Origin of the sequence: Mesorhizobium sp. B283B1A (genome assembly GCF_020165735.1) — a bacterium.
GTDB lineage: Bacteria > Pseudomonadota > Alphaproteobacteria > Rhizobiales > Rhizobiaceae > Mesorhizobium > Mesorhizobium opportunistum.
Map to the genome: position 1 here is coordinate 17,691 of NZ_JAIUIQ010000061.1, position 12,999 is coordinate 30,689.

Sequence of the window (12,999 nt, forward strand, 5' to 3'; positions counted from 1 at the left end):
TAGGTATTTTTGTGCAATGCAGCAACAGAAGGACAGTGCCCGGGACTCGTCGTTCCATGTCGTGAATGCACATGTTGTATCGTGTCGCGAGGTATAGCGTCATCGAACACGCCTATGAGGTAAAGCATGGCCAACGATCATGACGACCCGGGTCCGGCGCAGTATTCCTCGCCGCCCTGCTTCATGCACGAACTCGACCCGGAGTTCCGCGTGCCGCTATCCGACTGGACGGATGTGAGGCGCTGGCGCAAGGCCGAGCGCGAACGGCTGATCACCGCCCGGCTCGCGGTTTCGGCCGACGCGCGAACGGCCATGTCGCAACGCATCGCGGATGGGCTCGACGCGATCATCGGCGACATCACTGGGCGCATGGTCAGCCTCTACTGGCCGTTTCGCGGCGAGCCGGACTTGCGGCCATGGGTGGCGTCCGTCAACGAGCGTGGCGGCCGCACCGCGCTGCCTATCGTCATCGAGAAAGGACAGCCGCTGATCTTCCGCGCCTACAAACCGGGCGACCGGCTGGAAAAGGGCGTCTGGAACATCCCGATTCCGGCCGAGGGCGATCCGGTGCTGCCCGACATCGTCATCTCGCCGATCGTCGGCATCGATCCGGCAAAATATCGCCTAGGCTATGGCGGCGGCTTCTTCGACCGCACGCTGGCCGCCATGCCATTCAAGCCGCTGGTCATCGGCGTCGGCTACGAACTGCAGCGCATCGCCACCATCTATCCGCAGCCGCACGACATTCCGATGGATCGGGTCGTGACGGAGGCGTAAAAACCTGTTTGGGAAATGAAACCGGTTCACGACGAGTGACACGATGATCGGACGAACTGTAGCGGCTGCCCTTGCAATTGCGTTTTCCGTTTCGCCCTTGCATGCGCAACCACGGCATCGTTTGCCGAGCGGTTATAAATGGGGCCGCTGCCTGCTTGCTGTTAACGGTCAGACACGCATATCCGGAAGATGCTCCTATCAAATCGAGAGGGGCGGCGGTTTTAATATCCAGGGGTCTCGGCAAGTTTTTGCAGGTATCGACTATCCCGATACGAACAGCGGGGCCGGTGAAATGTCCAAGGATTACTGGGCCGTCGTATACAAGGACGGTGATCTTTGGGAAGGCTATGGGAACTCGGACGTTCGGGCAACGCACGGTGAACCCGGAGATTGGGGCGACCTTCGCCGCGAAGGCGCATGCTATGTCGGCAAGGACGTCCGGGTGTGCCTTTGGCGCTAGGCCATTTCCGGCTTCATGCCCATGGCTGTCCGATCGACGATCTCACGCAAGGCGAATGACGAGTTGATCTTGGTCACATGCGGCATGGCCGACAGCCATTCCTTGTGGATGCGCTCATAGTCGACGAGGTCCTTCGCCGCGATGCGCAGGATGTAGTCATATTCGCCCGACATCAGGTGGCAGGACAGCACGTTGGGGCAACGCTTGATCGCCGCCTCGAAATCCGACAGCGTCTTCTCGAACTGCCCTGACAGCGATATATGCACGATCGCCGTCATCTGATGGCCGAGCGCTGCATTGGAAAGCCGGGCGTGGTAGCCGCGAATGGTTCCGGACTTCTCCAGATTATCAAGCCGGCGCGAACAGGCGGATTGCGACAGGCCAACCTTTTCGGCAAGCGCCGCGTTGGGTATCCGGCCATCCTTCTGCAAACTCTCGAGAATGGCGATATCGATCCTGTCGAGCGGCATTTTTCGTGAATCCTGCGAAAATCCAGCTGTTTTGCGCAACGATTATCGAAACATGCCAGTTCACGCAAGCGCATTCGCAAACACCTGCAGGCCGATTCATGGTTCACTCTGCCCATACAGGGAGTGAGCCCCTAAGGGGTCGGATCAGGAGAAGAAAAAATGCGCGTCGGCTGCCCCAAGGAAATCAAGAACCACGAATACCGCGTCGGCCTCACGCCCGGGGCGGTTCGCGAATATGTCGCCCATGGCCATGAAGTGCTGGTCGAGACCGGCGCTGGCGCCGGCATCGGCGCCGACGACAACGCCTACCGTGCCGCCGGCGCCACCATCGCCAAGACGGCCGCCGACGTGTTCGCCAAGTCGGACATGATCGTCAAGGTCAAGGAGCCGCAGCCAAATGAGTGGGTGCAGCTGCGCGACGGCCAGATCCTGTACACCTATCTTCACCTGGCTCCAGACCCGGAGCAGACCAAGGGCCTGCTCGCTTCGGGCGTGACGGCGATCGCCTACGAAACCGTGACCGACGACCGTGGCGGCCTGCCGCTGCTGGCGCCGATGTCGGAAGTCGCCGGCCGCCTGTCGATCCAGGCCGGCGCGACGGCGCTGCAGAAGGCCAATGGCGGCCGCGGCGTGCTGCTCGGCGGCGTGCCCGGCGTGCTGCCCGGCAAGGTCACCGTGCTTGGCGGCGGCGTCGTCGGCCTGCATGCCGCTCGCATGGCGGTTGGCCTTGGCGCCGATGTCACCATCATCGACCGCTCGATCCCTCGCCTGCGCCAGCTCGACGATCTTTTTACCGGCCGCGTCCATACCCGCTACTCGACCGTCGAAGCGCTCGAGGAGGAATGCTTCTCGGCCGACATCGTCGTCGGCGCCGTGCTGATCCCCGGTGCCGCCGCGCCGAAGCTCGTCACCCGCGAGATGCTGTCGGGTATGAAGAAGGGCTCGGTGCTGGTCGACGTCGCCATCGACCAGGGCGGCTGCTTCGAGACCTCGCATGCGACGACCCACGCCGAGCCCACCTACGAAGTCGACGGCGTCATCCACTATTGCGTCGCCAACATGCCGGGCGCGGTGCCGGTCACCTCGGCCCATGCGCTCAACAACGCGACACTCCACTACGGCCTGCAGCTTGCAGACAAGGGCCTGAAGGCTGTCATCGACGACCATCACCTGCGCAACGGCCTCAATGTCCACAAGGGCAAGATCACCAACCGCGCGGTCGCGGAGGCACTCGGCTACGAGCTGGTCGAGCCGAAAGCCGTTCTGGCCGCCTGATACACCCAGAAAAAGTCAACTTGCTATTGTTGCCCGCCGGTTCCCTCCGGCGGGCTTTTTATTGGTCGATCCAGGTCGCTAAACTTGATTACTGGGCAGATCGGGGTCAGTTGGAAGTGTGAGTTTGCCTACAACTGTTGCATATTTGTCATTCCTCATGCGACCGACACCCTGCTAGGAAGATTGCGGGCTTATTGATTAGGGGTTTGGGCAATGACTGTTCGCGTTTCTGCGAAATCTATTTTTCTTGGTGCTGTTTCCGTATTGGCTTTGATGTCGGCCGCGCATGCGGCTGATGTGGTTCAGCCGGTCGAAGCGTCCGGTTTCAACTGGAGTGGTGCCTATATCGGCATCGGCGGAGGCTTTGGCGCCAGCGTGCATAAGGTCAGCGTTGATCCGCTGATCGAATTCAACGGCATTGGTGGCAATGGCGTATTCGGCGAACTGACTGCCGGCTATGACCACATGGTCTCGGAACGCTTTCTGCTTGGCGGCTTTATCGATGCCAACGGCGGCAATATCGGCCCGTCGATCAGCGTTCCAGGCGGGGACATCGACCTCACCGCTTCTTACGGCTTCGACGTCGGCGTGCGCGCCGGCTATCTTCTGAACCCCAGCACGCTCGGCTATGTGCTCGGTGGCTACAGCTGGCAGCATTTCAAGCTTGATGGATCAGGCTCTGCTGAGGGACTGAATTTTGCCGAGAATCGCAGCGGCTATGTGCTCGGCGTCGGCTTGGAAACCGTGCTGCGCGGCAACTGGACTCTGAAGACCGAATATCGCTACGCGGACTACGGCGATAAGTCGATTCTTGATCTCGGCGGTGCTTCGTTGAACATGGAGCCATCGACCCACACCTTCCACATCGCCGCCAACTATCGCTTTGGCGCGCAGAACGGTGGCGGCGCTTCCTTTGCCGCTCCGGCTTACAACTGGACCGGCTTCTATGTCGGCGGCGCGCTTGGTGCCGGCACGATGGTGCATGACCTTACTCTCGCCAGCACCGTTGAGTTGAACGGCATTGGTGGCGAAGGCGTGTTCGGCGAAGCAAGCGTCGGCTACGATCAGGATTTCGGTAGCTGGGTTGCCGGTGTCCAACTCGACGCTCGTTACTCTGGTATCCGTTCCAAGTTGGATATTGCCCCTCTCTCCATCAAGGGCGATGCTGACTATGGTTTCGACGCTCTGGCTCGCGTCGGCGCCAAGGTCAACGACTCGACGCTGGCCTATGTGCTCGGCGGCTACAGCTGGCAGCATTTCAAACTGCATGGTGATTCGCCTGTCGGCGGCGGAGACATTTACGACTGGGGCTCCAGTGGCTTCTCGGTTGGCGGTGGTCTGGAAACGGCTGTTTCAAACAACATGACCGTCGGCCTCGAATACCGCTATTCGCAGTATCAGAAGGAAGATTTCGGCTCGGGCGGCGTCCTCGAAGATACCCCGTCGTTCCAGACCGTGCGTATCGGCGCAAAGTACAAGTTCAACTAAGTAGCCCCTCCAGGCAAACAGTCGAAGCCCGTCGGCCTGGCCGGCGGGCTTTTTTGTTGTGCGGCAAACAGTTGGGCAACGGGCAGGCAACAAAAAAGCGGAGCCAAAGCCCCGCTTCCTCGATATCGAGATTGCCGCCGGTTCATCCGCGGTCGGCCAATCGATCGACAATCGCCTTCTAGCTTAACTAGTCGACCGTGAACAATCCGAGCCCTAAGCGGCGCACTGCTTCGACCGGAGTTGAAGCAGGACGATCAAGAGCGACAAAAAATCCTTCAGCCACCTGAGCAGGAGGGAGAAGTTGTAGCCGGCGGCGGCCAGGATGGCGTTGAGGGCGTCGCCGTGCTGGCCGGCGAGGTAGTTGCGGCCCATCCGGTGCTCGGCCTTGATGTGGCCGATGACTGGCTCGATGGCGGAGCGGCGGCGCATCTGGCGCTTGATGGCCGGGGTGACGCGGCGTTTCTGGCCGGCGGTGAAGACCCTGAGCTTGTGGCTCTGCGGTGCGTTGTGGCCGCGATAGCCGGCGTCGGCGAGAATGCGGCCGATCTCGTTGCCGATGGTCTTTTCCATGTCGGGGATGACGCTTGCAAGCGTATGGCCGTCATAGGGATTGCCGGGCAGTGCTTTTGCATGCAGGGCGAACTGGCCGCCCTTGGAGCGCTTCAGCGTGGTGGCCACCGACACCTTCACCCCGAACTCGTAAGGCATATGCGCCTTGCCCTTGCCGATGCATTCCACCTCATGCGCGTGCAGGCTGTAGATCTTGCGGCCGCGCTGGCGCTGACGTTGCTCGAGAACGGTGGCGGCCTGGTAGAGCGGCCATTTGAAGAGCGCATCCAGCCCTGCATCGCCGGCGATCTGGCGGGAGATGTCGCGAATGGTTCGGCCGAGATAGGTCTTGAGCTTGCGCAGCGCCTTGTTGCCCCGCTTGAACTGCTTGGCGTGGGCATAGCGCTGGTGGCTGATCAGCGCCAGCTTGGAGACCCGCACATAGCTCTGGCGCAAATGGAGCCCCTTCCTCTTGGCCAGCCGCACCAGCCGCTCGCGCGCCCGGTGGATGAGCTTGGCGTCGGTCGGGAACATGACGTTCTTCGGCTGCACGGTGGTGTCGACGATCACCTGGCGCGTGTCGGCCGGCTTCATCGCCCCGGTCTTGACCGCGAGGCTGAGGCTCTCCTGCAACAGGGCCATGATCCGCTCTTCGCCCATGCGGCTGCGCCAGCGCGTCATCGAGGAGCGGTCGAACGGCAGCGTATGGCAGAAGAACGTCTCGCCGGTGAGATACTGGAAGTAGGGGTTCTCCACCCAGCGCTCGCACAGCACCTCGTCGGACAGGTTGAAGGTGTGCTTAAGGACCGCCAGCCCCGCCATCAGCCGGGTCGGCAGCGGCGGCATGCCGGAGCCGTCCGAATAGACGGCGCCGAAACGCTCCTCCAGCACCGGCCAGTCGATCGCCTGCGCCAGCCGCACCAGCTCGTGCTTCATGTTGATGATCTGATCGAGCCTGGAGCGGAACAGGTCCTGCTCTCCCGTCTCGCGCCTCTCGCGTGGCCTGGACATTCGCCGTCCCCTCGATTCGCCCGCCGAACCGAGTGAATCACGCTCCGCAGCACAAGGGAATCGCAAAACCGATTTGCAGGAAAACAGCCCCCAAATACCGCTAATCCTGCAATTCCAAAGCCACAATCGGCCCGGATCAAAAAGCCAAATCAATGGCTTGCGGATAGTTCACGGCCGACTAACTATACGACGGGAGTACGACAGGATTTCCTGCCGGAACCTCTCAGGCCCGCTCGATGCGGCACTGATAGCAATTGTTGCGTGCCGAGCGGACATGCACGTAGGCAATCTCGTCGCGCTCGAACAAGGTCTCGGCCCGTGCGGCGATCGCGTCGGTCGCGATAACGCCGCCGCTGCCGTAGACGATGCGGTCGTCCCTGCCATAGCCACGCACGATATAGTCCGGGCTCCCGAGAATCTCGGGAAGCGTTCCCGCCTCGCCGGCGCGCTCGCATTCCTCGGCATGCAGGAAGATCGGCCCCGTTTCGGCATAGGGTTGAAGGTTCGGGAACGGCCGATAGGCCAGGACGAGATAGGTATCGCCGGCTGCGATGTTCTTCAGGCAATGCCGGCAAGGCATGCCGTCGCCGTCGGAAATCCGCCGCTCGGGCGTGTGACCGTAGGCATCGGGTCCGCCGCGCTGCAGGGGTCTGACGTCTTCGGTCGGCAGAGCTTGGAACTGGATGGCCATGGTGAAATCTCCGGTGTTGTCGACCGGAAATTAGCGGCTCGGGCCAATGCTTCCCACCCGTTTCATGCAAAGATCGAGGGACCGATCCGGTGCGGGCGATCAGTCCCCGCAAGCTGCGACAATTAGCCGGCATCGCCGAGCCAATAAGCCACCCGGCTAGCCAAAGAGCAAGCCGGACCCAATCACCGGATGAAATCGTCAAAGCGGCGCAGCGTCACCCTGCGGTTTTGCCAGTTTTCACTCTGCGTCGGCACCAGCAAGAACTCCTCGCCGTAACCGACAGTCTCCAATGCATGACCGGGTACGCCGAATTCCCGCACCAGCGTGCGTTTCAGCGAGGCAGCGCGCTGTTCGGACAGGACCTGGTTCGACTGGAAGGAGCCGACGGCGTCGGTATGCCCCTCGATCAGCACGCGGGCACCGCGGTCGCGGCGTAGGATGCGCTTCAGCGCATCGGCGATGGTCTCGATCTTGTCGTATTGCGAACTGGAGATGGCCGCCGAGCCGAAGGCGAAATTGATCGACTGGATATCGATCGAGCGCGCCATGCGGCGCAGATCCGGCCGGCGCTTGAATTCGCGGATGGTGACGCGCTCGTTCGGCCGCAGCTTCATGCGGGGTGCCGCCTCCAGCTTCCGTTCGATTGTCGCGGCCGAAGGTGTTGTCGCTTGCCCGGCGGCAAGGCTCGGCATGGCAATCGCTGCGATCAGCGCGGCGGCGAGTGTACGGCGGGTCAGCATATGTTTCTCCTTCGGCCTCGGCCGCATTGGCGATGCGGGCACAATGCCAAAGGCAGGCTGAATCGGCGATGAACGAAAGGTTCAGGTTCCGGCTCGTGTCATGGCCGCATGACGCTTGCCGAGCGCTCGGCGAAAGGCAGCGGGTGCACGGTTTCCTTTTTCTGCGCGACCGGCGTGAAACCAAGCTTCTGGTAGAGCGGCAGGGCCGCCGGATGATCGAGCGTGCAGGTCTGCACGACTACCCGCTTTGGCCCGTAAGACCACGCAGCAGAGATCGCGGCACCCAGGAACCAGCGGCCGATGCCCAGTCCGGTCGCATGTTCCATCATGCCGAAATAGGCGAGCTCGACTTCCTCGGGCAAATGCGGCTTGAGATCGAAGAAGCCTGCCGGCGCACCGTCGAGATAGAGCACCCTGATGTCGCGATCCTCGCGGTGGATTCCGGCCGAGAGTTCGTCGTCATTCAGCCTGAGAACGTTCACCCAATGCCATTTGCGCCCCACCCGGTCCATCAGGTAGCGGTAAAAATGCAAGGGGATATCCTTGGTCTTCAGCAGCGCGACCTGGCGGTTGTAGGGCACCGGCGGCGAGGCGGCGGGAGGCGCGTGCATTTCGAGGAAAGTCACCGTGACTTCGATGTCCTGCAGCAGGCCGTTTTCCATCGCGTTCATTCCTTGCCAGCCTTGGGGCCAGCCTTCCCGGGGACAGATGTCGTGGGGCCGGTCACGACAGGCGTGTCGGAGAGCCCACCCCACTCGGTCCATGAGCCGTCATAAAGCCTGTTGTCGGTGTGGCCAAGCGTCTCCAGCGCCAGGGTGACCACCGCGGCGGTGACACCGGAGCCGCAAGATGTGACGACGGGTTTCGACAGGTCAATGCCGGCCTGCTCGATCACCTGGCGCAAACGATCCTTCGGCAACAGCACGCCCTTTTCCGACAGGGCGGAGTACGGCACGTTGCGCGCGCCCGGCATGTGGCCGGAGCGGATACCCGCACGGGGCTCGGGTTCGGCGCCGGTAAAGCGGCCGGGTCCACGGGCATCGGCAACCTGGCTGGCGCCGGTCTCGACGATCCGGCGCATGTCGGCGAGGCTGGCGACGCGACCGGCGTCGAAATCGGCATGGAACACGCTTGGCGCTATCTTCGTCGGCTCGGCCGTTACCGGCCGACCCGCGGCCTTCCAGCCGTCGAAGCCGCCATCCAGAATATAGGTCTGGAAGACGCCCATGATGCGGAACATCCACCATGCCCGGGGTGCCGAGAAGAAACCTGGACCGTCGTAGACGACGATGGTGTCATCGGCCGAAACCCCCATCGAACCGACATATTGCGCAAAATGCTGCGGCGACGGCAATGTATGCGGCAAGGCGGCGTCGGGATCCGAAACCGCATCCTGGTCCAGGAAACGAGCGCCGGGAATGTGGGCCGCGTCATATTCGGCACGCGCGTCGCGTTTTTGCGCCGGCAGGTACCAGGATGCGTCTATGACCGTCAGGCCCGGCTGGCCCAGGCGCCCCTGCAGCCAATCCGCATCGACGGTGAAAGGACTGTCTTCGGCCATTTTTTCTCCTGCCGCACCCTTTTTTGGCGGTGCTTGTCTGTTCAGTTCGCCGGCATCGGGCCGAAGCGGATGCGGAAGCGCCGGTTTTCACGGCCCTTCTTCTCGATCTTGCCGATGTGGATTTCGCCGACTTCGCCGGTGCTCTTCACATGCGTGCCGCCGCAGGGCTGGCTGTCCACGGAAGCATTTTCGCCGATGCAGACCAGGCGGATCTTGCCGGTGCCCACCGGGGGCCTGACGTTCTTGGACTTCACCAGGCCCGGATTGGCGGCCAGTTCCTCGTCGCTGATCAGCCTGGTGAAGATCGGATGATCGGCGCGCACCAGGTCCATCAAGCCAGCGGTGACCTCTTCCCTGGTGAAGCTGGCGTCCGGAATGTCGAAATCGACACGGCTGTCGTCCTCGGAAACGGAAGCGCCCGTGATCGGGAACGGGCAAACGACGGTCAGCAGATGGCAGGCCGCGTGCATGCGCATCAGGAGATGCCGCCGCTCCCAGTCGATGGCGAGTTTCACTTTCTCGCCGACCGCCAAGGCCGCCTGCGCAGGCGCCGGCACATGGATGATCTCGTCCTTGGTCTCGCCGGTGATGGTGGCGGCAATTTCGATGCGGCTGCCGTCGGCGCGCTCCAATGCACCGGAGTCTCCCGGCTGGCCGCCCGAGGTGGCATAGAAGATGGTGCGGTCGAAAATGATGCCGCCACGATCGTTGACGGCAACCACCGTGGCATCCGCCGTCTTCAGGTCGGCGTCGTCGCGAAACAGCGCTTCCGTCCTGTACGCCATCATGCGACCTTTTCGAAAGGCACCGAAATCTTGCTCTGCAGCTCCATCCAGCCCGGAATTGGCAGGTTTTTCTCGCGCAAAAATTGCGGGTTGAATAGTTTCGACTGGTAGCGCGTGCCGTAGTCGCAAAGAATGGTCACTATGGTGTGCCCGGGACCCAGCTCCCTGGCCAGCCGCATTGCGCCGGCGATGTTGATGCCGGTCGAGCCGCCCACGCACAGGCCTTCCTCCTGGATCAGGTCGAAGACGATCGGCAGCGCGTCCTCGTCCTTGATCTGGAACGAGAAGTCGGGCGTGAACCCGTCGAGATTGGCGGTGATGCGCCCCTGCCCGATGCCTTCAGTGATCGAACTGCCCTCGGACTTCAGCTCGCCACTGGTGTAGAAACTGTAGAGCGCAGCCCCCAGCGGATCGGCGAGCGCGATCTTCACGTCCTTGTTTTTGGCCTTCAGCCCGGACGCGACACCCGCCAGCGTTCCGCCAGAACCCACCGCAGAGACGAAACCGTCGACCTTGCCGCCGGTCTGTGCCCAGATCTCCTGCGCCGTGGTGCGGATATGGCCGTCGCGGTTGGCGACATTGTCGAACTGGTTGGCCCAGATGGCGCCATTCGGCTCGGTCTTGGCCATCTGCTCGGCCAGTCGTCCCGACAGTTTCACGTAGTTGTTGGGGTTCTTATAGGGCACTGCCGGCACTTCGATCAGCTCGGCGCCGAGCAGCCTGATCGTGTCCTTCTTTTCCTGGCTCTGGGTGTCGGGAATGACGATGACGGTGCGGTATCCCAGCGCCTTGGCGACCAGCGTCAGGCCGATGCCCGTATTGCCTGCCGTTCCTTCGACGATGACGCCGCCCGGCTTCAGCAAGCCACGCTGTTCGGCATCGCGGATGATGAACAGGCCGGCGCGATCCTTGACCGATTGCCCCGGATTCATGAATTCGGCCTTGCCCAGGATCTCGCATCCGGTTTCCTCGGAGGCTTTGTTGAGGCGGATCAGAGGCGTGTTGCCGATCGCGTCGATCACAGAACGGGGCATTCAGGATTCCTTGTGTGCGTGCGCCGAAACCCTAGAAACCCCAAGCCTCGGTTTCAAGGCAAGAATTCGCCTGGTCCAGTCGCATTTCCAGCACTGTTGTGCATGGATGCCCTCAAGTCCGGATCGGTATCGCACAGTTCAATTACATCCGACGTCGAAAAGCACTCTTTCCATTCGATTTCTTCGCCGCTAGAGCAAGACGGCAACAACTCGACAGGGCGCAGCATGACACTCTATCGGGCCGATCCGAAACACGGCGTCGCCTGGGTCACCGGCGGCAGCAGCGGCATAGGCCGTTCGCTGGCCAGGGATCTGGCGTCCCAGGGCTACGCCGTGGCGGTGACGGCGCTCGACGACGATCCGATCGACACGCTCATCGTCGAGACCGCGCAGATGCCCGGCAGCGTCACGGCCTTTCCTTGCGATGTCACCGATGAGCCGCGCATGGCAAGAACGGTTGCCGCGATCGAGAAGGAACTCGGCCCCATCGTGCTCGCCATCTTCAATGCCGGAAACTACATCTCCACGCCCGGAGAGGCGCTCGTCGTCCGCGACTTTCGCCGTTCCTTCGAGGTCAACTATTTCGGCATCATCAATGGGCTGGTGCCGGTGCTCGACTACATGCGGATCAGGGCGCGCGGCCATGTCGTGCTGGTCGGCTCCGTCACCGCCTATTTCGGCTGGCCGACCACGGCCGCCTATGGCGGCACCAAGGCGGCGATCAACATCCTGGCCGAGTCGCTGAAATATGATTTCGACAAGATGAACATTCGCGTCCAGGTCATCAATCCGGGCTTCGTCGACACGCCGCTGACCGAGAAGAACATGTTGCCGATGCCGGGCCTGATGCCTGTCAACCGCGCCACGCGGCGCATGGTGCGGGGCATCAAATCCGGTGGTTTCGAAGTCACCTTCCCGTACCGGACGAGCTGGCCGCTGAAATTTCTCGCCCTGCTGCCGAGGCCGATCACCCGGTGGGTGATCAGCCTGACGACCAGCTGGAAGGCACGGCCGCTGCATTACGAGCGCAAGCCGCCGCCCAAGTAATAGATGCCCACAGGATTGATGGTTTGGCTGCCTGAACGGCCGTTGCCTGTTCACGGCCATCGCCATAGGGTCATTGTTGTTGCGCGGAGTCTGCTATGGGGCGACGGATCGTGCTTGCCGTGCTGGGCCTGATCGCCGTCCTTGCATTGATCTTCCTCCTTGGCCCACGCGTTCCCATCGACACCACGATCCGCTTCGATCCTTCCGTCGTCGGTGACGATCCGCAAGCCTATGTCGCCAGGACAGAAGCAGCCATACCGGGCATACGCGATGGGCTGGAGAAAGAGATCGTCTGGGCCAACCCGATGGTGCATGCCAAGACGCCGCTGTCGATCGTCTACATCCACGGCTTCTCCGCATCGAAGGGCGAGGTTCGCCCCCTGCCCGACGATGTGGCCGATCAGCTCGACGCCAACCTGTTCTACACCCGCCTCACCGGTCACGGGCAGGACGGCGCGGCGATGACGCAAGGCAGCGTCAACGCCTGGATCAACGACTATGAGGAGGCGCTCGCCATCGGCCGGGCGATCGGCGACAAGGTGGTCGTCATCGCCACCTCGACGGGCGGCTCGCTGGCGGTGTGGGCGGCAACGCAGCCGGGAGCATCGGACGGGGTCGCGGCCATTGCATTCATCTCGCCCAATTTCGGCGTGAAAGCATCCGGAGCCGAGATGCTTACCCTGCCATGGGGCAAACAGATCGCCGAACTCGTCGCGGGCAAGGAACGCAGCTTCGCGCCGCGCAACGCCCTGCACGAGAAATTCTGGACCACCAAATATCCGATCGGCGCAACGCTGCCGATGCAAGCGCTGACGGAACTTGCCTTTGGCGCGCCGGTCGAGAAAGCGACCATCCCGGCGCTGTTCATCTTTTCGGATTCAGACAAGGTGGTGCGGGCCGACCGCACCCGCGAAATTGCCGGGCGATGGGGCGCGCCGCACGAATTGGTGCCGGTCGACGACACCGGCGATTCGGACAACCATGTCATCGCCGGCGACGCGCTGTCGCCGTCGACCACGGCCTTCCTCGCGCAAAGGATCGCCGTCTGGCTCGAAGCGGTGGTCAAGTAAGCTGATTGTCCAAACACAAAAGGCGACCGCGGGCTCACCGC

The 12,999-nt window shown here is 62.3% G+C and carries 13 protein-coding genes; 5 read left to right on the forward strand and 8 right to left on the reverse strand.

Going from position 1 to position 12,999, the window contains the following annotated elements:
* Positions 1–126: 126 nt before the first annotated feature.
* On the forward strand, positions 127–777 hold the full coding sequence (locus LB577_RS30705) for a 5-formyltetrahydrofolate cyclo-ligase (RefSeq protein WP_224690160.1): 651 nt from the start codon (positions 127–129) through the stop codon (positions 775–777).
* 456 nt (positions 778–1,233) lie between these two features.
* Here LB577_RS30705 and LB577_RS30710 read toward each other — a convergent pair whose 3' ends face one another.
* Complete coding sequence (locus tag LB577_RS30710) at positions 1,234–1,707, reverse strand: Lrp/AsnC family transcriptional regulator (RefSeq protein WP_013895662.1); 474 nt, start codon at positions 1,705–1,707, stop codon at positions 1,234–1,236.
* Positions 1,708–1,866: 159 nt separating this feature from the next.
* On the opposite strand from LB577_RS30710, the gene ald reads away from it, so the two are divergent.
* Complete coding sequence (gene ald, locus LB577_RS30715; RefSeq protein ID WP_224690162.1) at positions 1,867–2,982, forward strand: alanine dehydrogenase; 1,116 nt, start codon at positions 1,867–1,869, stop codon at positions 2,980–2,982.
* 213 nt (positions 2,983–3,195) lie between these two features.
* Positions 3,196–4,470 carry an outer membrane protein gene (locus tag LB577_RS30720; RefSeq protein WP_224690163.1) on the forward strand — a complete coding sequence of 425 codons (1,275 nt, stop codon included), beginning with the start codon at positions 3,196–3,198 and terminating at the stop codon, positions 4,468–4,470.
* 213 nt (positions 4,471–4,683) lie between these two features.
* Here LB577_RS30720 and LB577_RS30725 read toward each other — a convergent pair whose 3' ends face one another.
* The 7 genes from LB577_RS30725 to LB577_RS30755 form a co-directional block, all read right to left on the reverse strand.
* Positions 4,684–6,030, reverse strand: coding sequence for an IS5 family transposase (locus LB577_RS30725; protein ID WP_224690165.1), 1,347 nt, complete (start codon positions 6,028–6,030; stop codon positions 4,684–4,686).
* A gap of 223 nt (positions 6,031–6,253) precedes the next feature.
* The gene (locus LB577_RS30730) at positions 6,254–6,721 is read right to left on the reverse strand and encodes a DUF1203 domain-containing protein (protein ID WP_224690166.1); all 468 of its coding nucleotides are present in this window, start codon (positions 6,719–6,721) and stop codon (positions 6,254–6,256) included.
* 182 nt (positions 6,722–6,903) lie between these two features.
* Entirely contained in the window at positions 6,904–7,461 is a 558-nt protein-coding gene (locus LB577_RS30735) for an OmpA family protein (RefSeq protein ID WP_224690167.1), read from the reverse strand.
* 98 nt (positions 7,462–7,559) lie between these two features.
* Positions 7,560–8,123, reverse strand: coding sequence for a GNAT family N-acetyltransferase (locus LB577_RS30740; protein ID WP_224690174.1), 564 nt, complete (start codon positions 8,121–8,123; stop codon positions 7,560–7,562).
* 5 nt (positions 8,124–8,128) lie between these two features.
* Entirely contained in the window at positions 8,129–9,022 is an 894-nt protein-coding gene (gene sseA, locus LB577_RS30745) for a 3-mercaptopyruvate sulfurtransferase (RefSeq protein ID WP_224690168.1), read from the reverse strand.
* A 41-nt stretch (positions 9,023–9,063) separates the two neighbouring features.
* Entirely contained in the window at positions 9,064–9,807 is a 744-nt protein-coding gene (locus LB577_RS30750; RefSeq protein WP_224690175.1) for an alanyl-tRNA editing protein, read from the reverse strand.
* Positions 9,807–10,841: a cysteine synthase A gene (locus LB577_RS30755; RefSeq protein ID WP_224690170.1), complete on the reverse strand. Its 1,035-nt coding sequence runs from the start codon at positions 10,839–10,841 to the stop codon at positions 9,807–9,809. The genes LB577_RS30750 and LB577_RS30755 overlap by 1 nt, the downstream gene beginning before the upstream one ends.
* 225 nt (positions 10,842–11,066) lie before the next feature.
* Here LB577_RS30755 and LB577_RS30760 point away from each other — a divergent pair, with 225 nt between their 5' ends.
* Both LB577_RS30760 and LB577_RS30765 read left to right on the forward strand, forming a co-directional pair.
* Entirely contained in the window at positions 11,067–11,888 is an 822-nt protein-coding gene (locus LB577_RS30760; RefSeq protein WP_224690171.1) for an SDR family oxidoreductase, read from the forward strand.
* Between the two features lie 95 nt (positions 11,889–11,983).
* A complete protein-coding gene (locus LB577_RS30765) occupies positions 11,984–12,958 on the forward strand; it encodes an alpha/beta hydrolase (protein ID WP_224690173.1) in 975 nt (324 codons plus the stop codon).
* Positions 12,959–12,999: the final 41 nt, after the last annotated feature.

What these genes read in the sequence shown, in the direction of transcription:
- LB577_RS30755 (WP_224690170.1), bottom strand. Translation starts at nt 10,841, where the DNA reads ATGCCCCGTTCTGTGATCGACGCGATCGGCAACACGCCTCTGATCCGC.
- LB577_RS30750 (WP_224690175.1), bottom strand. Translation starts at nt 9,807, where the DNA reads ATGGCGTACAGGACGGAAGCGCTGTTTCGCGACGACGCCGACCTGAAG.
- LB577_RS30725 (WP_224690165.1), bottom strand. Translation starts at nt 6,030, where the DNA reads ATGTCCAGGCCACGCGAGAGGCGCGAGACGGGAGAGCAGGACCTGTTC.
- sseA (WP_224690168.1), bottom strand. Translation starts at nt 9,022, where the DNA reads ATGGCCGAAGACAGTCCTTTCACCGTCGATGCGGATTGGCTGCAGGGG.
- LB577_RS30705 (WP_224690160.1), top strand. Translation starts at nt 127, where the DNA reads ATGGCCAACGATCATGACGACCCGGGTCCGGCGCAGTATTCCTCGCCG.
- LB577_RS30730 (WP_224690166.1), bottom strand. Translation starts at nt 6,721, where the DNA reads ATGGCCATCCAGTTCCAAGCTCTGCCGACCGAAGACGTCAGACCCCTG.
- LB577_RS30735 (WP_224690167.1), bottom strand. Translation starts at nt 7,461, where the DNA reads ATGCTGACCCGCCGTACACTCGCCGCCGCGCTGATCGCAGCGATTGCC.
- LB577_RS30720 (WP_224690163.1), top strand. Translation starts at nt 3,196, where the DNA reads ATGACTGTTCGCGTTTCTGCGAAATCTATTTTTCTTGGTGCTGTTTCC.
- ald (WP_224690162.1), top strand. Translation starts at nt 1,867, where the DNA reads ATGCGCGTCGGCTGCCCCAAGGAAATCAAGAACCACGAATACCGCGTC.
- LB577_RS30765 (WP_224690173.1), top strand. Translation starts at nt 11,984, where the DNA reads ATGGGGCGACGGATCGTGCTTGCCGTGCTGGGCCTGATCGCCGTCCTT.
- LB577_RS30760 (WP_224690171.1), top strand. Translation starts at nt 11,067, where the DNA reads ATGACACTCTATCGGGCCGATCCGAAACACGGCGTCGCCTGGGTCACC.
- LB577_RS30710 (WP_013895662.1), bottom strand. Translation starts at nt 1,707, where the DNA reads ATGCCGCTCGACAGGATCGATATCGCCATTCTCGAGAGTTTGCAGAAG.
- LB577_RS30740 (WP_224690174.1), bottom strand. Translation starts at nt 8,123, where the DNA reads ATGGAAAACGGCCTGCTGCAGGACATCGAAGTCACGGTGACTTTCCTC.